Source organism: Winogradskya humida (assembly GCF_016862215.1).
GTDB lineage: Bacteria > Actinomycetota > Actinomycetes > Mycobacteriales > Micromonosporaceae > Actinoplanes > Actinoplanes humidus.
Genome location: NZ_BOMN01000116.1, coordinates 28,519 through 51,827, shown reverse-complemented (window position 1 = coordinate 51,827; position 23,309 = coordinate 28,519). Strand labels below are relative to the sequence as shown.

Annotated in this window: 19 protein-coding genes, 1 tRNA gene and 1 pseudogene; 12 read left to right on the top strand and 9 right to left on the bottom strand. The window is 68.7% G+C overall.

Going from position 1 to position 23,309, the window contains the following annotated elements; translation table 11 throughout:
- Positions 1-65: 65 nt before the first annotated feature.
- The 5 genes from Ahu01nite_RS40850 to Ahu01nite_RS40830 all read left to right on the top strand — a co-directional run bounded on the left by Ahu01nite_RS40850 (position 66) and on the right by Ahu01nite_RS40830 (position 9,443).
- A complete protein-coding gene (locus Ahu01nite_RS40850; RefSeq protein ID WP_203842131.1) occupies positions 66-1,718 on the top strand; it encodes a copper resistance CopC/CopD family protein in 1,653 nt (550 codons plus the stop codon).
- 195 nt (positions 1,719-1,913) lie between these two features.
- The gene (locus Ahu01nite_RS40845; protein ID WP_203842130.1) at positions 1,914-5,552 is read left to right on the top strand and encodes a hypothetical protein; all 3,639 of its coding nucleotides are present in this window, start codon (positions 1,914-1,916) and stop codon (positions 5,550-5,552) included.
- Positions 5,553-5,866: 314 nt separating this feature from the next.
- Positions 5,867-6,457: an oligoribonuclease gene (gene orn / locus Ahu01nite_RS40840; RefSeq protein WP_203842129.1), complete on the top strand. Its 591-nt coding sequence runs from the start codon at positions 5,867-5,869 to the stop codon at positions 6,455-6,457.
- A 131-nt stretch (positions 6,458-6,588) separates the two neighbouring features.
- A tRNA-His gene (locus Ahu01nite_RS40835) sits at positions 6,589-6,664 on the top strand.
- Between the two features lie 505 nt (positions 6,665-7,169).
- Positions 7,170-9,443: a putative bifunctional diguanylate cyclase/phosphodiesterase gene (locus Ahu01nite_RS40830; RefSeq protein WP_203842128.1), complete on the top strand. Its 2,274-nt coding sequence runs from the start codon at positions 7,170-7,172 to the stop codon at positions 9,441-9,443.
- Positions 9,444-9,618: 175 nt separating this feature from the next.
- Here the strand turns inward: Ahu01nite_RS40830 and Ahu01nite_RS40825 are convergent, their stop codons facing one another.
- Together Ahu01nite_RS40825 and Ahu01nite_RS40820 are read right to left on the bottom strand one after the other, a co-directional pair.
- Positions 9,619-10,605, bottom strand: a complete 987-nt coding sequence (locus tag Ahu01nite_RS40825; protein ID WP_203842127.1) for a polysaccharide deacetylase family protein — start codon at positions 10,603-10,605, stop codon at positions 9,619-9,621.
- 146 nt (positions 10,606-10,751) lie between these two features.
- A complete protein-coding gene (locus tag Ahu01nite_RS40820; RefSeq protein ID WP_203842126.1) occupies positions 10,752-12,155 on the bottom strand; it encodes an MDR family MFS transporter in 1,404 nt (467 codons plus the stop codon).
- A gap of 57 nt (positions 12,156-12,212) precedes the next feature.
- On the opposite strand from Ahu01nite_RS40820, the gene Ahu01nite_RS40815 reads away from it, so the two are divergent.
- Positions 12,213-12,812, top strand: a complete 600-nt coding sequence (locus Ahu01nite_RS40815) for a TetR/AcrR family transcriptional regulator (protein ID WP_203842125.1) — start codon at positions 12,213-12,215, stop codon at positions 12,810-12,812.
- Between the two features lie 4 nt (positions 12,813-12,816).
- On the opposite strand, the gene Ahu01nite_RS40810 is transcribed toward Ahu01nite_RS40815, so the two are convergent.
- Together Ahu01nite_RS40810 and Ahu01nite_RS40805 are read right to left on the bottom strand one after the other, a co-directional pair.
- Positions 12,817-13,014: a hypothetical protein gene (locus Ahu01nite_RS40810; protein ID WP_239159534.1), complete on the bottom strand. Its 198-nt coding sequence runs from the start codon at positions 13,012-13,014 to the stop codon at positions 12,817-12,819.
- Positions 13,015-13,025: 11 nt separating this feature from the next.
- Positions 13,026-14,033 (bottom strand): NAD(P)-dependent alcohol dehydrogenase, encoded by a 1,008-nt coding sequence (locus tag Ahu01nite_RS40805; protein ID WP_203842124.1) that lies wholly within the window; start codon positions 14,031-14,033, stop codon positions 13,026-13,028.
- A 126-nt stretch (positions 14,034-14,159) separates the two neighbouring features.
- On the opposite strand from Ahu01nite_RS40805, the gene Ahu01nite_RS40800 reads away from it, so the two are divergent.
- The 4 genes from Ahu01nite_RS40800 to Ahu01nite_RS40785 all read left to right on the top strand — a co-directional run bounded on the left by Ahu01nite_RS40800 (position 14,160) and on the right by Ahu01nite_RS40785 (position 17,145).
- Positions 14,160-14,504 (top strand): DUF6317 family protein, encoded by a 345-nt coding sequence (locus Ahu01nite_RS40800; protein ID WP_203842123.1) that lies wholly within the window; start codon positions 14,160-14,162, stop codon positions 14,502-14,504.
- Between the two features lies 1 nt (position 14,505).
- Positions 14,506-15,222, top strand: a complete 717-nt coding sequence (locus Ahu01nite_RS40795; protein WP_203842122.1) for a hypothetical protein — start codon at positions 14,506-14,508, stop codon at positions 15,220-15,222.
- A 98-nt stretch (positions 15,223-15,320) separates the two neighbouring features.
- Complete coding sequence (locus Ahu01nite_RS40790) at positions 15,321-16,496, top strand: hypothetical protein (protein WP_203842121.1); 1,176 nt, start codon at positions 15,321-15,323, stop codon at positions 16,494-16,496.
- On the top strand, positions 16,489-17,145 hold the full coding sequence (locus Ahu01nite_RS40785) for a hypothetical protein (protein WP_203842120.1): 657 nt from the start codon (positions 16,489-16,491) through the stop codon (positions 17,143-17,145). The genes Ahu01nite_RS40790 and Ahu01nite_RS40785 overlap by 8 nt, the downstream gene beginning before the upstream one ends.
- Here the strand turns inward: Ahu01nite_RS40785 and Ahu01nite_RS40780 are convergent.
- Together Ahu01nite_RS40780 and Ahu01nite_RS50940 are read right to left on the bottom strand one after the other, a co-directional pair.
- Entirely contained in the window at positions 17,142-17,795 is a 654-nt protein-coding gene (locus Ahu01nite_RS40780; RefSeq protein ID WP_203842119.1) for a response regulator, read from the bottom strand. The two genes, Ahu01nite_RS40785 and Ahu01nite_RS40780, sit on opposite strands and share 4 nt — an antisense overlap.
- Positions 17,783-18,454 (bottom strand): sensor histidine kinase, encoded by a 672-nt coding sequence (locus Ahu01nite_RS50940; RefSeq protein ID WP_239159533.1) that lies wholly within the window; start codon positions 18,452-18,454, stop codon positions 17,783-17,785. The genes Ahu01nite_RS40780 and Ahu01nite_RS50940 overlap by 13 nt, the downstream gene beginning before the upstream one ends.
- 568 nt (positions 18,455-19,022) lie before the next feature.
- Between Ahu01nite_RS50940 and Ahu01nite_RS51925 the strand changes: the two are divergent.
- A pseudogene (locus Ahu01nite_RS51925) lies at positions 19,023-19,859 on the top strand (serine hydrolase domain-containing protein); the annotation flags it as partial.
- Positions 19,849-20,118: a hypothetical protein gene (locus tag Ahu01nite_RS50930; protein WP_239159531.1), complete on the top strand. Its 270-nt coding sequence runs from the start codon at positions 19,849-19,851 to the stop codon at positions 20,116-20,118. The pseudogene Ahu01nite_RS51925 and the gene Ahu01nite_RS50930, both read left to right, overlap by 11 nt.
- A 6-nt stretch (positions 20,119-20,124) precedes the next feature.
- Here Ahu01nite_RS50930 and Ahu01nite_RS50925 read toward each other — a convergent pair whose 3' ends face one another.
- From Ahu01nite_RS50925 to Ahu01nite_RS40760, 3 genes are all read right to left on the bottom strand, one after another.
- Positions 20,125-21,186, bottom strand: coding sequence for a hypothetical protein (locus Ahu01nite_RS50925; RefSeq protein ID WP_239159530.1), 1,062 nt, complete (start codon positions 21,184-21,186; stop codon positions 20,125-20,127).
- A 72-nt stretch (positions 21,187-21,258) separates the two neighbouring features.
- Complete coding sequence (locus tag Ahu01nite_RS40765; protein WP_203842117.1) at positions 21,259-22,422, bottom strand: 4-hydroxybenzoate 3-monooxygenase; 1,164 nt, start codon at positions 22,420-22,422, stop codon at positions 21,259-21,261.
- An 88-nt stretch (positions 22,423-22,510) separates the two neighbouring features.
- Entirely contained in the window at positions 22,511-23,299 is a 789-nt protein-coding gene (locus tag Ahu01nite_RS40760) for an AraC family transcriptional regulator (RefSeq protein ID WP_203842116.1), read from the bottom strand.
- Positions 23,300-23,309 lie beyond the last annotated feature (10 nt).

Sequence of the window (23,309 nt, the reverse complement as noted above, 5' to 3'; positions counted from 1 at the left end):
GCGTTTTGACCCGCGAGTGCGACCACTTTTTTGCGGTATGGAGCGCATCGGGGAGCATTGCCTGCATGACCGTTGATCGACGCCGGGCAGCCGCAGCCCTCGCCGGGCTGCTCTTCGGGCTCGTCTGCGCACTTCTGGGACCCGCAGCCCCGGCCAGCGCGCACGCCGCCCTGGTGGCCAGCGACCCGGGAAACGGGACGATCGTCCCCGACGCGCCCAACAAGATCACGCTCACCTTCAGCGAATCGGTGCAGCTGATCTCCGGCAAGATCCAGGTCCTGGCCCCGGACAGCACCCGTGCCGACCAGGGCGAACCCCAATCCAGCGGCAGCACTGTCACCATCCCGCTGCGCTCCGGCGGTGGCCGCGGCACCTATCTGGTGAGCTACCGGGTCGTCTCCGCCGACAGTCACCCGGTCGCGGGCAGCATCACCTACTCGGTCGGCGCGGCGTCGACGCCTCCGTCGGAACAGGCAGGTGCCGAATCGGTCGATCCGGTCGTCCGCGCCCTGATCCCGGTCGGCAAATACCTCGGGTACGCCGGCCTGGTCCTGCTCGTCGGACCGGTTCTCGTCCTGGCGCTGCTCTGGCCGCACCGCCTCTCCCGAGTCGGCCCGGCCCGGCTCGTCTGGACCGGGCTCGGCCTCGTCCTGGGCAGCACCGTCCTCGCGATCTGGCTGCAGGCGCCGTACACAACCGGCACCGGCCTGTTCGGCGCGAGCCTCACCGACCTGCAGGACGTCCTCGGCAGCACGTTCGGCGCGGTCATGCTGGTCCGCCTCGGCGTGGTCATCGCCTCGGCGTTCCTGCTGCGCCCACTGCTGCGCGGATCGGGCGGCGAGTCCAAGGCCGACCTGGCCCTGCTCGGCGTGCTCGGTGTGGGAGCCCTGGCCACCTGGCCCCTGACCGGCCACCCGACGGCGTCTCCGGTCGCCGGCGTCTCCGTGGTCGTCGACGCGATCCACCTGGCCTCGATGTCGGTGTGGCTCGGCGGCCTGGTGATGCTGGCCGGCTTCCTGCTGCGCAACGCCAACGAGCGCGAACTCGGTGCGATCCTCCCGATCTGGTCCCGCTGGGCAGCAACCGCGGTCGCCGCGCTGATCGTGGCCGGCTCGGTGCAGGCGCTCATCGAGGTCGCGTCGTTCAAGGGCCTCTACGACAGCACGTACGGCCGGCTCATCCTCGTGAAGATCGCGCTGGCGGCCGTGGTGATCGGCGTGGCGGCGTACTCGCGAAAGCTTGTCCGCAACCGCTCGGCCGAAACCGGCCCCCGCACCCTGCGCCGCGTTGTCCTCGCGGAACTCGCCGTAACCGCCGTCGTGCTGGGCGTCACGGCAGCCCTGGTCCAGATCCCGCCGCCGCGCACAGCCGCCGCCGCGGAGACAGCGACAACGACCACGACGGTCACCCAGACCGTCGCGGACGCCAATGTGTCGCTCCAGGTCGACGTCTTCCCGGCAACGGTCGGCAACAATTCTCTGCATCTGTACGCGTACACGCTGGACAACAAGCCGCTGCCCGTCGTCGAGTGGACCGCCACGGCCGCCCTGCCCGCCAAGGGCATCGAACCGATCGAGGTCCCGCTCCTGCGCATCACGGACTTCCACGCCGTGGGTGACATCGCCCTCCCGGCCGCGGGCGACTGGACGTTCAAGTTCACCGTCCGCACCAGTGACATCGACCAGTCGACGCTGACCATGACGGTGAAGATCGCCTGACGCTCTTCCCTCCTTCCGGGGCCGGCCCACTCGGGCCGGCCCCGTTTTTTTGCTCCCTTCCCGCGCTAACTCCAGCGCCTCCCGTGCCTTAACCCCCTCCGCGACCCCATTAGCGGGCTAACTAGCGGTTTATCCATTTTGGTGTTAATTGCTCTGTATGGTCTGCCCAGTACCGTCGAGAAGGGGGAGATCGCGATGCGGGTATTCCGCACGATCCTCGGCATGCTGTTGCTCACCGCTGGACTTCCGGCGCTGCTCGCAGGCGGTGCCCTCTGGGCCGCCATGCAGCACCGCGACGCGGGCGGTGCGTTCAGCGCAGGAATGCAGCGGGTGGCGACCTCCGGGTACGCCGTGGTGATCGACGACGTCGACACCCTGCTCGGCGACGACGCCCCGTTCGCCCGCTTCGGCGACTCGAAACTGCGCATCACCGCCACCTCGTCGGACGCCCCGGCCTTCATCGGCCTCGCCCCGAAGGCGAAGGCGGCCACCTACCTGGCGGACATCCCCCGCATCACGGTCTCGTCGATCGACCTCGGCACCGGCGCCCTCCCCGTGACCAGCAGTCTGGTCCCGGGCACCCGCGCCCCGGAGACCCTGCCGACCCGCGAGACGTTCTGGCTCGCCGCCGGCACGGGAGCCCTCGACTGGAACCCGGCCGACTTCCGCGACACCGACTACAGCCTCATCATCATGAACGCCGCGGCCCAGCCCGGCGTACGCCTGCAGACAACGGCGGCCCTCAGCCCCGGCTGGCTCAACCAGACCACCTGGGCCCTGCTCATCCTCGGCACCCTCCTGGTCATGTCCGGCATGATCACCCTCGGCTGGCCCGCCCGCCGCCGCGAAGTGGTCTACGTCGTCGAACCCAGCCAGGTCCCCGACCTCATGCAGGCCATCGGAGCCCCCCTCCCCCTGAGCCGCACCGGAGGAGGCCGCCACTCAGCCACCCACCGCCCCCGAACCCTCGCCGACACCCAGTCCCGAACCCGCCCCCCATCCCTGACCTGGCCCCCCGCCCACCACACCCCGGCCCAGTCCGAAGCCCTCCCCATGCCGACCACCCCCGCCCTGACCACCCCCGCTCTGACCACCCCGGCCCCGACCACCCCAGCACCGGCCTCCGTGGTCGCCGTCGCCCCCACCGCCGTCGCCCCCACCCAGGCCTCGGGCTCCACCCACCTGCCTGCAACGACCCAGCCTTCCGGGTCGCCCTCGGCCGCGGCTCCTCTCTCCACGGCACCAACCCAGCCTTCCGGCCCGGACCAATCCACCCCCGCAGCCGCCCCCGGCGAACCCATCAAACTCGTCCCGGTCCGCCCCACCCCCGAATCCACCGAACCCTTCTTCGGCCGCGCCACCACCCGCCGCCGCACGTCTCCCCAGCCCACCGACCTCCCCATCTTCGAAGCCTCAGCCGTCGGAGCCTGGGTAGCCGAAACCGCCGCCGCCCGCTCCCGCGAAACCCAGGCCCGAGCCGCCGCAGCCATCGCCGCCGCCCAAAAACCCAAAGCCCCGTCACCCACCGACGCCAAACCCGGCTCAGCGTCCGGTCCCGCGACCGTTCCGCCCGCGGCTGCCAAGCCCGGCTCGGCGACCGGTCCCGCCGCAGTTCCGGCTGTGGGGAACAAGGCTGGCTCGACGCCCGGTTCCGGGACGCTTCCGGCTGCTGGGTCCAAGACCGGCGCGGCTGTCGAGACGGCAGCTGGCTCCGGGGCCGTTCCGGCAACCGTGTCTGCGGCTACGTCGTCCTCGTCACCTACGGCTGGATCCATCGTCAACCCGGCTCCTGTTTCCGCCGCCAAGCCTGTTCCCGCGCCTGCAACCGGCCCATCTGCCGATGCTGCGACCCGCCCGGCGGCCCCGAAGCCTGCAGCCCAACCATCCATCGCTCCGGCCAAGGCAGCGTCCGAGGTGCCAGAGGGCTACGACGTGGTGGTGGTAGGCCTGACGGTTCCGGCCATCCCCGCCCCGAACCAGCAGCAGCCCACAACCACCCCGCCCCCGTCCGCCACCTCCAAGGCGATGCCCACCCAGCCGACAGCGCCGAACTCAAAGCCCTCAACAGCCTCCGCACCAGCTCCCACATCGAGTTCCGCGGCGACCTCGACGTCTCCGACATCCCGGCCCGCGGTTACTCCGCCGACGCCTGACCGCGCTCCGGCTCCGGCGGCACCCAAGCCCGCGGTGGCTCCGGCGGCTTCGCAGCCCGCGGTGGCTCCGGCGGCGACAACCAAGCTCGCACCGGTGGCGGCATCCCAGCCCTCGGTGGTCCCAGCGGTATCGAAGGCGTCAGGCGCGCCGACTTTTCCGGCCACAGCGAAGCCGGCGAATGCCCTAACCGCACCTTCCGCCCCCAAGGCGGCGAGCATCGATGCCACACCCGAGACCGCGCCGACCACAGCGGCAAAGCGCCCGGAATCCTCCACCATCCCGGTGGTTCATACCGAACATGCAGCGCCGAAATCCGAGATCGAGCCGACAGGCCCTACCGGCAATCCCGCCGCGACGACGGCCCCGACGCAGGCCCCGACCAGCGGCACAACAGTCACCAAGACTTCACGCCCGTCCGGCATGACGCCTCGCAACGCCCTGTTCGGAGGCCCGCCCTCGAACGCCTGGGCAGCAAACGGCCTGACCCGCGCCGACTCCCCCCGCGTCGGTCTCACCCCCGGCGCTCCGAACCCGCAGCCAACCCCCGCCGCCACCAAGCCGACCGCATCCACCACCAACCCAGCCGAGCCGAAGCCAGACACCCCCGACGCGCCGCGCTCCCTCAAGGCAGCGACGTCATCACCCGCTCGACCGGAGCCGTCAATCCCCGCCACCCTGGCGAAGGACAACTCGGCCAAGGCCGATCCGGGTTCACCCACCTCAGCACCTGCGACTTCCGCATCCACGGGCCCGGCACCAACCAGTCCCGCGCCCGCGACCCCTGCGCCCGCGACCTCCGCGCCAGCCAGCCCCGCATCTGCTGGCCTGGCTCCTACCGGTCCCGCACCCGCGACCTCCGCCCCGTCCGGCCCAGCGCCTGCAGCGCCCGCGCCCGCAGTGCCTGCGTCCGCAGTGCCTGCGCCTGCCGGACCTGCGCCTGCCGGACCTGCGCCTGCTGGACCTGCGCCTGCTGGACCTGCGCCTGCTGGACCTGCGCCCGCAGCGCCCGCGCCCGCAGCGCCCGCGCCTGCTGGACCTGCGCCCGTAGCGCCCGCGCCCGTAGCGCCCGCGCCCGTAGCGCCCGCGCCCGCAGCGCCCGCGCCCGCTGGACCCGCTCCCGCAGGGCCTGTGACTTCGCCTGCCAGGCCTGCGGTGCCCGGCCCTGCGCGCCCCGCGGAACCTCAGCGTCAGCCCGTTCCAGCCGGCCAGGGTTCGCCGGGGCGCACGATCGGAGCTGCCAGAGGCGAGGGAAGTCCCACCGGCCCGACCGAGAAGACTGAGCAGAGCGCGACGGCGGCGAAGACAGAGACCCGTATCGCGGGTCAGCGGACCCAGCCCAGCACCACCAAGGACGGCGAGACGGATACCGCCCGGACTGAGCGAAGCCCGGAGATCAAGACCGAGCCCAAGCTCGAGACGGCCCCCGAAACCCCAGGGCCCAGGGCCCAGGACGCGGCAGGGGAGCGCCCGGGCGAGAAGGCTCCGGAGGCTCGCCGGGCGGGGTCGCTGCTGGGCAACTACAAGGCTGAGGTGGCCGAGTTGCTGGGTGGTGGGGCGGCGCGCCGGCGGCGTAAGGGGATGACTGCTGCGGGGCTTCCGTTGCCTGAGGGGGAGGCGGAGGAGGCGCAGATCAAGATGACGCGGCCGCCTCGGCGTGGGCGGGGCGCTGACAAGGACTGATTGTGGGATCTGGGGGTGGCCGCGGACCGGTTTTCCGGTGCGCGGCCATTTTTCTTTTCGCTGCGCGCCCCGGTTTTGTACGCCGAAGGGCCCCTCGCGCTGCCGACGCGAAGGGCCCTTTACCGGGGGAACGGAGTTACCGAAGGGGGCTTCGTCCGTTAAGACCAGTTTAGGCCCTGGGTGGCAAAGTAGGTAGTCATAGTCTTAATCCGGACAATTCACGGCTATTAGCGCTGAGTGGGGTGCGGATCCCGATCAGGTGTGTACGCGTGGACGGCTCAGCGCCGTGTTCGGTCAGCGCGTAGGCTGGGAGCGTGGCTGATCTTCTGGTGTGGATCGACTGTGAGATGACCGGTCTCGATCTTGGCAAGGACGCGCTGATCGAGGTCGCCGCTCTGGTGACTGATCCTGATCTCAATGTGCTCGGTGACGGCGTCGACCTCGTCATCCACGCTGACGATGCCGCGCTGGACGGGATGCCGGAGATCGTGCGCAACATGCACGCGAAGTCCGGCCTCACCGAAGAGGTGCGGCGCTCGACTGTGACGATGGCGGAGGCTGAGGCGGCTGTCCTCGCGTACGTGAAGGAATATGTCCCCAACCCGCGGACTGCGCCCCTCTGCGGTAACAGCATCGCCACCGACCGGGGTTTCCTGGCGCGCGACATGCCTGTGCTGGACGACTTCCTGCACTACCGGATGATCGATGTCTCGTCGATCAAGGAGCTGGCCCGCCGCTGGTACCCGCGGGTGTACTTCGGCCAGCCGCAGAAGGGTCTCGCGCACCGGGCGCTCGCCGACATCCGCGAGAGCATCCGCGAGCTCGAGTATTACCGGCGCACGGTCTTCGTCCCGCTGCCGGGCCCCGACGTCGACCAGGCCCGCGCCATCGCCGCCGAGCTGTAAGACCTGCCAGGCTGTAAGTCCCGCCAGCCTGCCGAAGCGGGAGGCGGGGTAACCCGCTCGACGGGGTGCCGGGGTGTGCCGCTATGCTTATCCGGCGCACGCTGCGGAGGCAACTTCGCGATGGTGGCATGGTGGTCGTAGCTCAGCTGGTAGAGCACCGGGTTGTGGTCCCGGGGGTCGCGGGTTCAAGTCCCGTCGGTCACCCCAAAGTAAGTCCAGGTCAGAGCCCCTGACCGCGAAAGCGGTCAGGGGCTCTGCCGTTTGCATGTCCAAGTTCGGGAGCGGATTGGGAGCGGCAAGCCCGCGCAGCACGTTGGCGACGTCAGCGCTGAAGTCCGCTGGCGTAAGCGGCCCTCCTGCCAGAAGCGAGCGGTAGAGCCGACAGCGGCAGACCGGCCCAGGTGAGCGCTGGTCCAGGCGAGCGCTGGTCCAGTCGCATCATCAGCGAAAGCAAGCCGCGACCTCGGACAGCCAGCCTCGGACAGCCAGCCTCGGACAGCCTGCTCCGGACAACCAGCTCCGGACATAAGGACGCCGTTGCGAATTCCACGGGGGAAGAACTCGCAACGGCGTCGGTGATGACAATAATCGATGGAGTGTCAATCGTCTATCCCGGTCTTCGGTTCGGGCCCAACGGGCAGGCAGAAACCGGTACGCGCACCGGCGGTGTCTCGATGTTCATGATGGGCGTGAGTCTGCCGATGAGGGATCCGTGAGGTTTACGAAGGGCACCTGGGCGCTGAGTGTTGTCCTGCTGTTCGGGCTCTTCGTGTCGAGTGCCCGGGTTGTCACGCAGCCGCAGGGGGCCGAGGCGAACGCGGACTTCTTCCGGTCGTTCCTGGTGACGTCGCTGATCGCCACCGTGATGGCGTGGATCGCCGCGTGCAAGGGCCCGGCGGCCGCGCGACGCCCCTGGCGGTGGATCGCGATTGCTTTCACCGTGCTGCTGGCGCCGCAGCCCTTGGCTGTTGTCGTCGCCGTGCTCTACGACGGTCTGCCGCTCTGGTCGATCATGGCGGTGCTGATCTGCCGGCTGGTGTGGGGTGCGCTGCTGCTGGTGGGGATTCTGATGTTCCCGATGCGGCCGTTGTCCGGGCAGCAGCGGACCCGGTTCGCCGCCGACATCGCGACGGTTGTCGGTGGTGGGTTCGTGATTTCGTGGTATTTCCAGCTCGGCCCGGCTGTGACGACGCGGCAGGCGGGACTGGACGCGCTGACCGTGATCGGGTTCCCCATCGCCGACCTGGTGTTGATCTTCGGACTGTGCGCGCTGCTGATGCGCAACGGGGTGGCGTCGTTTCGCGGGCCGCTTCCGATTTTCCTGGCCGGGCTCGCGGCGTTCCTCGTCAGCGATGTGATCTACGCCCACGACATCCTGATGCAGGGGCCGATGGCGTGGACCACCCCGTTGGCGCTAGTTCTCAACGCTGGCGACCTGATCATGGCGCTCGCGGCGGGCGTACATGTCAGGAATCCCGATGCCGGCAGCGACATCCCGCCGGAGGAGTCCCGGTCCGGGGTCGCCTACCTGCCCTATGCGGCGCTGCTCGCCGGGTACACCATGCTGTTCGTCGCGGCCTGGCAAGAGGGTGAGATCTACCCGTGGAGTGGGCTGGCCGCGGGCGTGATCGTGATGACCGGTGCGGTGGTGCTGCGACAGGTCATCGCGTTGCGCGAGAACCACCGGCTGGTCGTGCACGACCATCTGACCGGGCTCGCGAACCGCATTTCCGCTGATGCCGCGCTGGCTGCCGCGTGCCGCCGGCAGCAGCAGGAAGGGGCGACGTCCGCGATTCTGCTGATCGATCTGGACGGCTTCAAGAAGATCAACGACACACGCGGACACGAGGCTGGTGACGCTCTGCTGGCGGCTTTCGCTGCAATCCTCAAGCGGACCGTACGCGCAACCGACGTCGCCGCCCGTGTCGGCGGCGACGAGTTCGTCATCGTCCTCGACCGGCCCGGAAGCACCGACCAGGCCATCGCCGTGGCGCGGCGCATCCTCGACGCCGCCGCGGAACCGACCCGGATCGGTGACGTCGACATCCGGATCAACGCCAGCGTGGGCGTGGCCATGACGGAGACGGGCGTCGACGCCGCCACCGTCCGGCACCGTGCCGACATGGCGATGTACGTCGCCAAGCGCGGCGGCCGCAACGGCATCCAGCTGTGGCACGCGGAGCTCGAGGACGTCGCGGCCGCAGACGACGTGTTCGAGACCGACCTCGCCGCCGCGGTAACCGCCGGCCAGTTGCGCGTGCACTACCAGCCGCTGATCGAGCTTGCCACCGGTGAGATCAGCGGAGTCGAGGCGCTGGTCCGCTGGGAGCACCCGGTGCTCGGCATGATCTCGCCCGACCGTTTCATCGCCGTCGCCGAACGCACCGGCTCTATCGAGCAGATCGGCTTGTGGGTGATTGACCAGGCGGCCGCTCAGGTCCGCGGCTGGCAGCGTGACCTCGGCCGGCACCTGCATCTGAGCGTCAACCTGTCGCCCCGGCAGCTCATCCAGCCCGACCTGGTCGACCAGATCCGCGCCCGGGTCGCCGCCACCGGCCTGAACCCGCGCGACCTCGTCCTGGAGCTGACCGAGAGTGCGCTGGTCCACGGCACCGATGCGGTGGCGGTGCTCGAGGACATCCGCTCGCTGGGTATCCGCATCGCGGTGGACGACTTCGGCACCGGCTACTCGTCGCTGCGGTACCTCACCCGTCTGCCGGTCGACATCCTCAAACTCGACCGCTGCTTCGTCGCCGAGCTCAACGGCGAACCTGAGGGCTCCGCGGTCGCCGAAGCGGTGCTGCGCCTCGCCCGGGCCCTGCACATGGTCACGGTCGCGGAGGGCATCGAGACAGCAGCGCAGGCCAACGAACTCACCCTGCTCGGCTATGACGCCGGCCAGGGCTACCACTACTCGCGCCCGCTTCCCGCCGATGCGATGGAGAGCCTGCTGATCCAGCGGTCCAAGGTCAGACCGGCGTCATAGGCGGCGTTAGGTTGTGTGCAATTTAGTTGTGCACAACTAAATTGCACACAACCTAACGCGACGCCCGGCACGGCGGCCCGGACCCGCAAAGGTCCGGACCGCACGCTCCCCGGGCGGAGGGTCAAGGGCAAGCGGAGGGTCAAGGGCAATCGGACGGTCAAGGGCAAGCGGAGGTTCAGGTCCGGCAGGTGAGGTCCGGCCGGGCCAGATTGCCACCGTGCTGGATGGTGAAGCCGAAGGTGTTGCCGCTCCCGTTCGGCTTCGCGGTCATCACATTGCCGCTGCTGTCCCAGCTGACCGCGGCGTTCCAGGTAGCGATGATCTTCTGGGGCGAGTGCACGGTCACGGTGACCGTCCAGTTCGTCGCGCCCGTCACCGTCACCTGGCCGTTGAAGCGGTCCGTCCAGCTCTGACCGTCGGCGTAGGTCGCGGTGCAGGAGCCGGCCGGCGGCGGGGAAGTGGTCGGGTTGGTGGTGCCGTCCGGTGCCACGGCGCGGCCCGTCGTGGGCGAGATCATGCCGGCGCAGAGACCGCGGCTGGTCAGGCCGGACACGATCTGCGGGATGGCGGCGATCGTCGTGGCGTACTGGTCGTGCATCAGGATGAGCTGACCGTTGGTGAGGGTGCTCGCCGCCTGCACGATCTGGGCGGTGCTGGCGCCGTTCCAGTCCTGCGAGTCCACGTCCCAGGTGACCGTGCGCAGGCCGAGGGCTGAGGCCGCCGCTGCGAGCGTCGCGTTCGTCTCGCCGTACGGCGGGCGGAACAGTTTGGGAGTGCCGCCGCCTGCGTTCTGGATCGCGGACTGCGTACGCGAAAGCTCGGAAGTCATCTGTGCCGCGCTCAGTGTCAGCATGTGCGGGTGGGTGTAACTGTGGTTGGCCACCCACATGCCGGCCGCGGCCTCGGCGGCGACCAGGGAGGGGTTCGCCGCGGCGTTCTGACCGATGTTGAAGAGCGTCGCGCGCACGTTGTTCGACCGCAGCGTGTTGAGCAACGTGGTGGTGTTGCTCGCGTTCGGACCGTCGTCGTACGTGAGCCCCACATATCCGTTGGAGCAGGTGGCGAGGGCGCCGGCCGTGGGTGCCAGGAACACGACCCCGGCGGCTGCCAGCAGCCCCGCCGCGCCGACGGCCAGCGCGCTGCGGAGAACCGATCTGGTCATGGGGATTCACCTTCCGTCAGATGCATCGATAAATATCGCTGCCTTCATGGTGGTGGTGAATGTGACGAACGTCAATGACTGAATTCCGGGAGATGTCCGATAGTTTCGTAGCGACATCTAGCAGGTAATTTTGCAATCAAAGTCGATCATTTTGCGGCAACCAGAGTCGGTGAAGGTTCCGAAACTTTCACACTGGGTCGAGGCAGGAAGGTGGTCAGGAGCACCGCGACGGCGGTGAAGCCGATGGCCCACCGGAATGCCACATCGAACGCGTCGGGTGCGTTTCCAGAAGCCAGCGACTGCTGCAGGATCACCGCGAGCAGCGCGACACCGAACGAGCCGCCGACCTGTTGCGCGATGCGGGTGATGATGCTGGCATGCGGTACCTCCGCGCGTTCGAGTCCCTGGAAGGCGACGCTCATCAGGGGGATCGACGCGGCACCCATGCCGAGTCCCTGCACGAACAGCGCTCCGAGCAGGACCGCTTGATGCGTGCTCGTCGACGCGGTCGCGAACGGTACGAGTGCGATGCCGATGACGATGAAGCCGGTCATCGCCACCCATCGGCCGCCGATGCGATCGGTGAGCCGGCCGGCGAGGGTGCGGCTCAGCAGCGTGCCGATTCCCTGCGGGACGAGCATCAGTCCGGCGCCGAGCGCGTCGGTGCCGTGCACCTGCTGCCAGTACAGCGGCAACAACAGCATCGTGCCGTAGAGCGAGGCTCCGGAGAGGAAGAGCAGCGAGGACGCCGAGGTCAATGCGCGGTGGCGGAAGAGCCGGACGTCGACCAGTGGTGCGTCGTCACGGCGTACGGCGTGAATTGCGAAGCCCGCGACCAGCGCGAGCCCGGTGATGAGCGGGACCACGACGTCGCCCCGGCGCCATCCGCCCGAGTGGCTGACGTTCGACAGTCCGTAGATCAGCGCGACCACACCAGGCGACAGGAGCAAGAGGCCCAGACCGTCCAGCCGGGTACGCCGCCCAGGCTCGCCCGCCGGCAACAGTAGAACCGCGCACACGATCCCGACCGCGCCGAGCGGGACGTTGATCAGGAACAGCCACCGCCAGTCGGCGTACCCGAGCACCAGCCCGCCGATCACCGGCCCGAGGATCGGGCCGAGCGCCGCGGGGAGGCTGACCAGTGACATGACCCGCCCGAGGTTGCGCCCGTGTGCGGCCTGCATGAGCAGCGTCGACATCAGCGGCAACATGATGCCGCCGCCGATGCCCTGCACCACCCGGAACCCGATCAGGCTGGCGGCGTCCCAGGCGAACGCGCAGGCCACCGAGCCTGCGAGGAAGACCGACAGGGCGATGAGCCAGAGTCTTTTGCCGCCGATCCGGGTCTGCGCCCAGCCGGCGACCGGGATCGTGACGAACAGGGCCAGCAGGTACGCGGTGCTCACCCACTGGATCGTGCCGAGCGGAACGTGCAGGTCGGTCGCGAGATCGTGCAGGGCGACGCTGACGATCGTGGTGTCGAAGATGACGGCCAGCCCGCCCGCGATCACGGCGATCGCGGTACGGGTGAGGCCTGAGTTCTCGGCCATGAACCACTCCTTAAGATGCGGCAGTGCATCCTAAGCAAAGCACGGTAAGATGCAGTTGTGCATCCTCAGGATCCCCATGCGCCGAGCCGTCGCCGCGGTGCCGAGCTCGAAGCGGCCCTGCTCGACGCGGCATGGCAGGAGCTGGTCGAGAACGGGTACGCGGGATTCACCTTCGAAGCGGTCGCCGCCCGCGCCGGCACGAGCAGGCCGGTGCTGAACCGCCGCTGGACGACCAAGCACGAGCTCCTGCGCGCCGCGGTCGCCCACGCGAGCACCCGCGTGCCCCGCCCCGCACCGGACACGGGCAGCCTGCGCGGCGACGTGACAGCCCTGCTCAGGACCGCCAACGAGACCCGGGTCGACTTCGCCACGGTGCTCGGCGTCCAGCTCAGCGGCTACTACCAGGAGACCGGGAGCAGCCTCGCCGACCTGCGCGACGTGATCATCAGCGGCGCCCGCACGGCACTCGACAGCGCGTACGACCGCGCGGTCGAACGTGGCGAAGCGGACCCTGCGAAGCTCACGGCACGCGTCAGATCACTGCCGTTCGACCTGCTGCGCCATCACGTCCTGATGACCCTGTCCCCGCTCCCGGACGACGCCATCGAGGAGATCGTCGACACGATCCTCCTGCCGCTGGTCCGGCCCGGCGCCTGAGCGTTCAGCGATCCCAGCCGTCGCAGGAATCCTCGGGTTCCGCGTCGAGCATGTCGAGCAGGTCGGGGCCAACATGCCCGATGTCCACCGACCTGCCGACCAGGCCGAGTTGCACGGCGCAGTCCCTGCCGAAACCCTTCACCATCCGGTCGGCCCGGGTCGGGTGGCCGCACCGCGGGCACCGCTTCATCTTCGCTTCCACGCCGTGCCCCCTCAGACGGTCAGAACCACTCGGCCCACGGGCTCGCCGGAAATCAGGTAGCCCATCGCAGCCTCGGCTTCGGCGAGCGGAAACGCCCGGTCGACAACGGGCGTGAGCCGCCCCGACTCCAGGAGATCACGCAGCACGCCCATCGCCTCCTTCTTGCCCAGCCCGGCCCGGGTGGGCCGGGGCAACTGCCGGTTGCGCAAAGACTGCACGGCGAGCCTCCCGAAGCGTGGCAGACTTCCCAGCCACCGGTGCCCGGCACGACCGAAATCATCGTGCCCGATCAGCACGTAGAGCCCGTCCGGAGCGAGCACGCGGCGGATCGCGGCGAACGGATGATTGCCCGGAACGTCGACAATCAGGTCGTACCTATAGGTTCCCTGGGTGAAGTCGTCAATGGCGTAATCGACGACTCGGTCGGCGCCGAGCCCACGCAGCAGCCCCGACTTACGGCCCTGATCGACGGCGGTCACGTGCGCCCCACTCGCCTTGGCGAGCTGCACGGCGATGGCCCCGACACCCCCACCCGCGCCGTTTACCAGCACCCGGGCGCCGGGCCGCAACCGTTCGGCGGGAACGTTCACCAGCGTGATGTATCCGGTTGTCGGCACAGTCGCGGCCTGCTCAAAAGTCACACCCGCCGGTTTACGTGCCAGCGAATCGCGCGCAACGGAGGCGTACTCGGCAAAAGCGCCCCCGTTGCGCCACGAAAAGCCACGCAGGCTCTCCCCGAAAACCTCATCCCCGACTGCCAGATCGGTGACGCCACGCCCCAGTTCCGCCACCACCCCGGCAAAATCAGTGCCAGGAATGCGGTCCTTCGGCCGCCGGACCCCACTGCCCATCACCCGCAGCACATACGGTCGCCCACTGACCACATGCCAAACATCCGGATGTACGCAAGCCGCGCGCACCCGTACCAAAACGTCACCGTCACCCACCGCGGGCCGCCCGACCTCCCGAAGCCGCAACGTGCCGGGAAACCCATAACGGTCCTGCATCATCGCCCGCATAGGTAGCCACGGTAGAACCCTCTGTCACCGCCTCCACAGTTTCGCCAGTTCAGGGGCAACGCAGGCATAGGTTGTCCTGATATCGTCTCGCCGACTTGAAGATCACGGCGGGCGGGGTGGTTGTCGATGAGCGATTTCTTCCAGGTGGAGATGGGTGTCCTGTCGAAGTACGTGACAACACTCCGGGACGCCCACCAACAGCTGGCCGACCTGCCGAAACTGTTGTCCGGAAACGACACCCGGCTGGGCAACGACAAGCTGAACTCGGCCGCCGAGGACTTCCAGACAAGCTGGGAACAGGGCTCCAAGGAACTGGGCAAGGCCGTCGACGAGACCACCACCGCGGTCCAGCAGGTGCAGGGCCTCTACTCAGGCGCGGACCAGGCCATCGGTGACGCGGTGGACAAACTCAAGGAGCCCCTGATCCTGATCAACCAGTTCTCCAGCGGCTTCACCACCACCGGCCGCTGACATGACCCCAGCCGACCCCATCCGCCCCGGTTCCGCCCTCACCGACGGAAATCTGCGCGCGGCGAAGATTGCCGAGCTGGACGTGCTCGAGGCCGCGGCGGCAGGCGGCGGGTCCAAGCAGAAGCGGATCCTCAAGCAGGCCCGCGATACTTATTCATTGCTCGCGGCCTATCCGTGGCAGCGGGTGAACTATCGCTTCGGGCGCTGGCAGGCCGAGCAGACCGGGTGGAAATACCTCATCAGCCTGAGCCTGTGGGATTCGTACCACTGGGCGCGGTCCGTGGATGTGTTTCAGCTGCTCGATCCGTACACCGGGGCGCCGATCGGTGAGCTGAGCGCGCCGTCGTTCCACTATTCGATGTGGGGTAAGCCCGACGTGGAGGACGATCTGCTGCACGAACCGGGTGGCGCGCTCGAAATCGCCGGCGATCCCACATCGTTGGTGGCCTACCGGCCGTTCGGCGGGTCGCCGGACACGATCCGCTTCGCCAAAAGCCCGTGGAGCACCGTTTTTCCCCAGATCAAGGCGATTGAGCTGCTGCGTACCGGTCAGGCCGACAGGCTGCCACCCGCCGGGCAACCTGTCGATTACGCATACCTGGACATGTACCGCGCCTGGTTCGCCGACGAGCCGAACAAGCCCGCGCGTAAGGCGCCGTGGGCCGGCGTCGCGATCCTCTATCGACCGGGCGACCGGATAACGCGTCGCCCTAAGTAACAAAGACTCACGGGGAGGAAACGACATTGGGTGCCACTACGGCGTACCCGAATCTGGGGTTTGATCCGGCCCCGGGTTCGACCGCGAGCGTCTCGGTGATGCAGCAGAAGATCTCCCGGGCCTCGTCCTCGATGCTGCAGGCGAACGACCTGATGAACAGCTTGCGGAACGACAACTCGGGGGTCTGGCAGGGCGCTGCCGGTGACGCGTTCCGCGCACACCTGAACTCGACGCTCATCGAGGATCTGTCCAAGGCCAACCAGTCGCTCAACACCGCTGTCAACGCGCTGCGGGGCTGGAGCACGAGCCTCGACGGCTATCAGGAACGGGCCGCCGATCTCGAACGGCAGGCCGCCGACGCGCAGCGGGACGTCACCGCTGCGGAGAACAAGCAGCAGTCGGCGGCGGCCAGCCCGGACCTGAATCTCGCCGGGCAGTATTTCGACAACGAGGCCGAACTGCAGAACGCGCAGCAGAGGCTGGACCGAGCCACCATGGTGTTGCGCGACGCGAACACCGACCTTGACATGGCCCTGGACGTGCTCGCGCACCTCCGCAAGCTGGCGCAACAGCTGCACGACGAATGGGATGCGGCCGCCAGCAAGGTGGCCGACCTGCTGAAGGAAGCCGCCAAGTTCGCACCCAGCAAAGGCCTGCTGAGCCAGCTCGGTGACGACATCCTGGACGGCGTGGTCGGGGCCGCCTCCTGGGTGGAGGACCACCTCGACGAAATTCACTCGGTGCTCAGCACGATCTCGGCAGTCGCCGGCCTCATCGCGCTTGTCACGCCGCCGCCGATCGATGTCATCGCGTTTGCCGTGTCCGCGGTCGCCGGGGTCGGTGCGCTCGCGACAACCATTGCCAACCCCAAGGTCCGACAGGATCTGGGGGAGATGCTCCACGGTGATTTCAAGGGCAACTGGGGCTCGGCCATCCAGCTCGGTGGGGACGTCATCGGGCTGGTCCCGGGCGTTGGTGCGGTGGGCAAGGTGGCGAAGGGCGGCGAGGTTGTTGTCGACGGAGTCCGAGGCGCCAAGTCGATCACACAGATCGTCAGTGAGGCCGCCAAGGATCCGGGCTTCGTGATGAAAAACGTCGCCAAGGTCGTGCCGGAGGTGCCCATCGTCATCGAGAAGATCACGGCGGCAGTGCCGTTGGCCATGAAAAACGTGGACGCTGTACCGGGGGCGTTGAACGTGATCAACAAGACCGTCGGCATGGCCAAGAAGAGCTTTGCCACGGGACAGGGGCTGGTCGGTGGCGGAGATGACTGATCCTGTCGAACAGGCCGGGGTGTGGGTGGAGATCCCGCAGGGATATGCGGCACTGCCGCTGACCGGCATCGCGGAGACCGTCGAGGCCGTCGGCAAGCTGGTAACCGAGCTCGGCCCGCCGAACATCCGCGAAGCCGGCGACACGGTCCTGTCCTCCTTGCAGGTCTTCCTGGAGACGCTGGCGGAGCGCCGGGCCGTCTACTGTGGCGTCGGGCGGCACCGCTCCGCCCTCAACGACCAGCTGATCACCTCATCGCTGGTCGTGACGCTGCTGGAGTTTCCCGAGGAGAACAACCCGCGGCTCGTACTCAAAGATCTGCTCGAAGCCAAGGCCGGCGCGGGCGAAGCGGGTCAGACGGACCTGGTCGACCTACCCAACGGGCCGGCGCTGTTCTTTGAGCGCGTCACGCTGATGCCGGCTCCCGCGATCCCGGGGCAGCACGTGCTGGCCGAGGGGGTGGAGTCGCCGGTGTGGCAGCTGGAGGCGTTCGTGCCGTCGCCGCAGGGGGACAAGCTTGCGACGATTGAGGTGTCCACGCCGTTCGCGGAGCATGGGCCGCAGTACCGGGCGATGCTTGTGGCCATGGCGAGTGGGGTTGTCTTTGAGGAGCCGGTTGACTCGGATCCGCTTGCGGCGCTTCTCGGTTAGGGGCTGGTGCCGGCCGCGTTGAGGTGGGTGAGGACGGCGAGGACGCGGCGGTGGCCGGTGTCGGTGATGGCGAGGCCGAGTTTGGCGAAGATGTTGCCGATGTGTTTGTGGACCGCGTTGTCGGTGATGTGGAGCCGGTGGCCGATGGTGGTGTTGTCGCGGCCCTGCGCCATCAGGGCGAGCACTTCGCGTTCGCGGGCGGTGAGGGTGGCGATCGGGTCGCCGGCGTGCTGGACCAGCTGGGCGATGACCTCGGGGTCCATCGCTGTGCCACCGGCGGCGACGCGGTGCAGGGCGTCGACGAACTCCTCCACCCGGCTGACGCGGTCCTTGAGGAGGTAGCCGATGCCGCCGCCGGTGGTGGCGAGCAGTTCGGCGGCGTACTGCTGCTCGACGTACTGAGAAAGCACCAGGATCGGCAGGCCGGGGTGTTCGCGACGGGCTCGCAGGGCGGCTCGGATGCCCTCGTCCCGGAATGACGGCGGCAGCCGGACGTCGACGATGGTGACGTCGGGTTGGTGGTCCCGCACCGCGGTGAGGAAGTCCGCCGCGTTGTCGACGACGGCTGCCACCTGGCAGTTGTAGCGGCCGAGGAGCAGCTCCAGGCCGGTGGACAGCAGCACGTTGTCCTCAGCGATCACAACCCGCATGGCAGCTCCATCGTGATGGTCGTGGGCCCACCGGGCGGGCTGTTGATGGTGATGGTGCCGTCGAGGGCGAGAATCCGGCGGCGGATCCCGGCCAGACCGGTTCCCCGCCGCTGATCGGCGCTGCCGATGCCGTTGTCGGTGATCACTGCGGACAACCGGTCTGCCGTACGGCTCACCCGTGCACCCGCCGCGGTCGCCCGGCTGTGTCTGGCGACATTGGTGAGCGACTCGGCGACGGCGAAGTAGACGACGGCCTCCACCGCCGCCGGCACCCGGCCGAGATCACCGATGTCCAGCCGGGTCGGTACGCCGCAGCGGGTGGTCACCGCGGTCAGCGCACCGGCCAGCCCACGGTCGGCGAGGATCGGGGGATAGACGCTACGGATGACGTCGCGGAGTTCGGTCATGGCCTCTTCGGTTCCTTCGTGGGCATCGCGAAGAAGTTCTCCCAGAAACTGTTCGTCACGGGGATCGTCGGTCAGCACCTGCCGGGCGACGGCCAGCCGCATCGCGATCGACACCAGCCGGGCCTGGGTGCCGTCGTGCAGGTCGCGCTCGATGCGGCGCAGTTCCGCGCCGTGGGCGTCGAGCACGTCCGCCCGGGTGCGGGTCAGCACGGCGACCCGTTCGGTGAGCTCCTCGGCTGTCGAGCGCGACAACACGACCAGGCAGATCCGCGCGTGCGTACGAGCGATCGGTGGGAAGCCGAGGAAAAGCCAGCGCGGCCAGCAGGACGATCTGCAGCGGGCCGAGCGTGAGCGCGGTGGTCCAGCCGGTCACCGCGATGTCGATGAACAGCCGTGGCCGTTCCTCGAAGGTGAACGCCCACCACAGCGGGGTGGCGATCGTGGCGACGACGACGTTGCCCACGCACAGCAGCGCGAGCAGACCGAGCGCCACCCCGGTCACGGCGTTCACCGGAAGCCAGAGCAGAGCGCGGCGCGTGGTCGTATCGGCGCGTGCCGCCGGTGGCGTACCGAGAAGACGACTGGCGCGGTCGCGATGCTTGTCTGCCCACAGTAGAGCAAACCGCGGAGCGCACAGCAGGGGCAGCGCGAGCACCGTGACGATCCCGGACACCAGCGATCCCAGAAGGTAGATCCCGCCGCGCCACACCTGAGACCACCGCCCGCGTGACATGGCGTCGAGTCTGCCCGGCGGTCACCGCCGTGGCACTACAGCCAGCTGTATCGTCTGCCGCCGCCGCACCTCATAGCGTCGGACGGCATGGGACTGAACAGCGTAATAGCGATGGTCGTGATCGTGGCCCTCACCGGCGCCGGGGTGGAACGCGACGCCGACGCCCTCCACGCACTCGGGGTGACCGGCGTGCAGGCCCGGGTCACCACCTCCGACGGGCGGCACCACACAGCAACCAGCGGCGTCGCCGACCTCGCCACCGGCCGGCCGATGATGTCCGATGGACGGTTCCGGATCGCGAGCACCCACAAGGCGTTCGAGGCCGTCGTCGCGCTGCAGCTGGTCGGGGAACGCAGGCTGTCCCTCGACGACACCGTCGAGCGGTGGCTACCCGGCGTCGTGCGCGGCGACGGCTACGACGGGAGCCGGATCACCGTGCGCCAGCTCCTGCAGAACACCAGCGGCATCACCGATGACCTGCCCGGATACACGACGCCGGCGGAATACCTTGAGCAACGCTACGACGTCTACACCCGAGAGCAGCTCGTGGCGCGGGCGATGAACCACCCCCTGGTATCGGGCTGGCACTACTCCAATACCGGTTTCATCCTGGTCGCGATGATCATCGAACGGGTCACCGGCCGGTCCCTGCGCGAGGAGACCGAAGACCGGATAGTCCGGCCACTCGGCCTGCACGACACGACGTTCCCGGGAACGTCGGCGGGCCTGCCGGGGCCGCACGCGCAGGCGTACCAACTCTTCGGGACCGGCGAGCTGACAGATGTCACCGAACAGGTCTCCGGCGACCCGGACTCCGTCATTTCCAGCACCAAAGATCTGGACCCAATTTTTCCGTACGCTGCTGAGCGGCGGACTTCTGCGACCGGCGCAACTGGCCGACATGAAAAGAACAGTGCCGGTCAGCGCCGACATCGAACAGATCTGGCCCCATGGACAGTACGGGCTCGGCCTCGCCCGTCGTCCGCTGCCGTGCGGCGGTTTCTACTGGGGCCACGACGGCGGCGACGCCGGTTTCATCACCGGCACCGGCGTCACCGACGACGGCCGGCGAAGTGCGGTGGTGTCCATGTCGACCGCGCTCGGAGACACGCTGGAGCACCAACTACAGCAGCAACGTGCGGCCGACAAGCTCATCCAGAACGCCCTGTGCGGCCGCGCCTGACGGTGGTCAGCGGGCCCGGACGGCGGTCAGCCAGCTGCGCACCCGGCCCGCCCCGAAGCCCGCCGGGAGCAGGTCACGCCGGCGGACCTCGGCCAGGACCCAGGCCGGGCAGCGGCCCCGGTACGAGCGGAAGGACTCCGCGGGCAGCGGCATCGGGTTCAGCTCGAGCCAGCTGTCCTTGGTCAGCACCGCCCGGCACCGGTTGCGGGGCAGCGGCAGGTAGCCGGCGAAGCGGCTCTTGTCCTGGCTGGTGATCTTCAGGATCGTGGCCTGATCGCCACCGCCACGCAGCACCAGCACCGGCCGGTCCTTGCCCTCGTCGTCGCCGCTGTCGAACGTCACGAAGGCGTTCCAGATCTCTCCCGCCATCGGCGTCCGCCTGCTGTCGGGCAGCAGGGCGGGCGCGAAGTGGCGGACCGTCGCGATCGCCAGCAGGAGGATGGCGAGGGCGCCCAGCGGCTCGACGAGCAGCATCACCCAGAGCGTCCGCGGCGAGGCCGTACGCGGATCCGCGTACACCGGGACGTGGTTCGCTATCGCCCAGGCCGCCACCAACCCGGTCGCCGACAGCAGCACGAACGCCCGCACGACGAGGTGCAGGACTCCCGGCCGGCGGATGAACTCGAACGCGGCGACGGTCAACATCAGCGCGGCCAAGGAGACCGCGGCCGCCGTCCAGAACGCGTCGACCGGGAAACCCGCGAGACGGGCGAGATATCTCGCACCCGAGCAGCAGACCAGCAGGATCAGCGCCCGGCCCGCGACGGCGAGCAGGGGTTCCCGGCTGTGCGAGCGGAAACGGCGTGCCAGCAACAGGGCTACTGCCAGCGCGATCAGCAGTGTCGTCCAGGCCGCGCCGCTGCTGCCGGGGTTGCCGCTGAGAAGGTCAGCCGGAGCCGCCAGGAGCAGCGCCGCGCAGCCGTAGATCGCTACCACGCCCGCGGCGATCACCGGCCCGGTCAGGCGCAGGAAGGCGTCCACGCGGTCCCCGGCGATCACGCACAGCAGCACGCTGACGATCAGCGTGGTGATCACCACGAGTGCACCGGTCCCACTCAGCAGATCCATATCCGCACCCCCCGTCGTACACCTCACCCTGCCATGGCCGGGATCCTTAGTGGACTGTACGAATGGTGGACTTCAGTTCACGCCGGAGGTGAGCTCGGCGAAGAGCCGGTTCGCGGCGGGCGAGGCGAACTGACGCTGCAGTTCCGCCCGGGCGATCTTCTTGCGGAATTCTCCCGCGTAGGACGTGTCACCGGCGTCGTGCATGGTGTCGGTGATCCAGGCGGCGAAGGCCTGGTAGTTCCAGATGTGGCCCAGGCAGTCGTCGGAGTAGCTGTCGAGCAGGCCCGCGTCGTCGTTGCGGACCTGCTGGATCACGGCGCGGGCGAACGTCTCGGCATCGTTGAGGGCGAGGTTGATGCCTTTCGCGCTCATCGGCGGCACGATGTGCGCGGCGTCCCCGAGCAGGTACAGCCTGCCGTACCGCATGGGCTCGTAGACCACGCTGCGCAGGGGCACGATCCGCTTCTCGATGATCGGGCCGGTCTGCCGGGCGGAACCGTACCGGGCTTCGAGCTCGTTCCAGATCCGTTCGTCCGGCCACTGCTCCACAGTGGAGGTCAAGGGGATCTGGAGGTAGATGCGGCTGGCGTTCGCCCCGCGCGGGATCAGGCCGGCGAGGCCACGCGAGTGGATGGCCATGCCCGACGAGGTTCCCGGCACCGCGGCGAGGACGCTGAGCCACGCGTAGCCGTACTCGTGGGAGTAGCGGGTCAGGATCCCGTCGGGGATGGATGCCCTGGTGACGCCCCGGTCGCCGTCGCAACCGGCGACGAAGCCGGCGCGGATGACCTGTGCCGAGCCGTCGGTGTCGACATATCGCACGAGGGGGACGTCGGTGGTGAGGTCGGCCAGGGTGACGTCGGCGGCCTGGAAGCGAAGGTCTCCGCCGTCGCGCAGGAAGGCATCGGTGAGGTTGCGGACGAGAACCTGCTGCGGGCAGAGGATGCTGTCGTTGGTGTCCTCGTCGTCGAATTCGATCGGCAACTCCTCGCCGTCGATCCAGAAGCCGCCGGCGACTTCGGGCAGTGGGTCGCCGTTCAGCACCTCGCCAAGACCCCAGGCGCGATACATGCGTACGCCGCGAGCGTCGACCGTCCCGGCACGCTGGCGCTGTTCGACGTATTCGCGGGTGTTCTTCTCCAGGACGATGCAGCTGACATCGTTGCGGAGCAGGAAGTTGCCGAGCGTGAGCCCGGCGACCCCGGCTCCGACGATGACGACGGTGGTTTCGATCATCAAGTCCAGCCTCCATGACGTGGTGCGGCGCGTTGACCTCCACTCTGATTGCCGCGCCGACCGCCGACCACCGTTAACTGGACGGCAATTACCGGGAACCCGCCAAGCCGTGTTGCGCCTGATAGCGACCCGGCGTCTGACCGACGACCTCGGTGAACGCCTCGATGAAGCTGGTCGGGTTCAGCCATCCGCACAGCGCCGCGGTCTCGGTGACGGAGCGGCCGTCGGTGAGGTGGATCAGGCCGTGCTGGACGCGCAGGACGGTGCGCCACCGGTGGAAGCTCATGCTCAGCTCGGCGTGGAAGAGCCGGCTCAGGGTGCGCTCGCTCGCCCCGGCGATGCGGCCCAGCTCGTGCAGCGTTGACGAGCGGGCGGGGTTCTCGTGCAGCAGATCGGTCACCTTCTGCAGCCGGTCGTCGCGAGGCTCCGGCAGGTGCAGGGACTCCTCGGGGACCTTGGTGAGTTCGTCGATGATGACGGCACACAACCGGTCGTGGGCGCCGGGGCGCGTCTCGGGCCGGTCGGTCAGAGCCAGCAGGACCTCGCGCAACAGGGGATCGACCGCGAAGACGCCCGGGTGCGCCACCAGGTCGCCGCAGCGTTCGGCCGGAATCGCGATGAGCCGGACATCGGTCTCGCCGTAGAAGCGATGCGAATGCCGGAACCCCGGCGGCGTCCAGGTCACCCGGTTGGCCGGTGCCACCCAGGTGCCCCGGTCGGTGGTCGTGGCCAGGGCACCCGCGGCGGCGTACACCAATTGCCCCTCAGGGTGTGAATGGGGCGCGAGCTGGAAGCCGTGCGGAAGCCAGCCCGCGCCGCTCGGGGTCTCCCCGTGCAGGTCGTCCGACGGCGGGAAAGTGTGGCGGGCTTCCGGCATAAGACGGCAG

Bases quoted from the DNA above. Each gene is read 5' to 3' on its own strand.
- Ahu01nite_RS50925 (WP_239159530.1), bottom strand. From the start codon at position 21,186: ATGGATCTGCTGAGTGGGACCGGTGCACTCGTGGTGATCACCACGCTG.
- Ahu01nite_RS40820 (WP_203842126.1), bottom strand. From the start codon at position 12,155: ATGGCCGAGAACTCAGGCCTCACCCGTACCGCGATCGCCGTGATCGCG.
- Ahu01nite_RS40780 (WP_203842119.1), bottom strand. From the start codon at position 17,795: ATGCGGGTTGTGATCGCTGAGGACAACGTGCTGCTGTCCACCGGCCTG.
- Ahu01nite_RS40760 (WP_203842116.1), bottom strand. From the start codon at position 23,299: ATGCCGGAAGCCCGCCACACTTTCCCGCCGTCGGACGACCTGCACGGG.
- Ahu01nite_RS40845 (WP_203842130.1), top strand. From the start codon at position 1,914: ATGCGGGTATTCCGCACGATCCTCGGCATGCTGTTGCTCACCGCTGGA.
- Ahu01nite_RS40765 (WP_203842117.1), bottom strand. From the start codon at position 22,422: ATGATCGAAACCACCGTCGTCATCGTCGGAGCCGGGGTCGCCGGGCTC.
- Ahu01nite_RS40800 (WP_203842123.1), top strand. From the start codon at position 14,160: ATGAGCGATTTCTTCCAGGTGGAGATGGGTGTCCTGTCGAAGTACGTG.
- Ahu01nite_RS40850 (WP_203842131.1), top strand. From the start codon at position 66: ATGACCGTTGATCGACGCCGGGCAGCCGCAGCCCTCGCCGGGCTGCTC.
- Ahu01nite_RS40790 (WP_203842121.1), top strand. From the start codon at position 15,321: ATGCAGCAGAAGATCTCCCGGGCCTCGTCCTCGATGCTGCAGGCGAAC.
- Ahu01nite_RS40825 (WP_203842127.1), bottom strand. From the start codon at position 10,605: ATGACCAGATCGGTTCTCCGCAGCGCGCTGGCCGTCGGCGCGGCGGGG.
- Ahu01nite_RS40805 (WP_203842124.1), bottom strand. From the start codon at position 14,033: ATGCGGGCGATGATGCAGGACCGTTATGGGTTTCCCGGCACGTTGCGG.
- Ahu01nite_RS40785 (WP_203842120.1), top strand. From the start codon at position 16,489: ATGACTGATCCTGTCGAACAGGCCGGGGTGTGGGTGGAGATCCCGCAG.
- Ahu01nite_RS40795 (WP_203842122.1), top strand. From the start codon at position 14,506: ATGACCCCAGCCGACCCCATCCGCCCCGGTTCCGCCCTCACCGACGGA.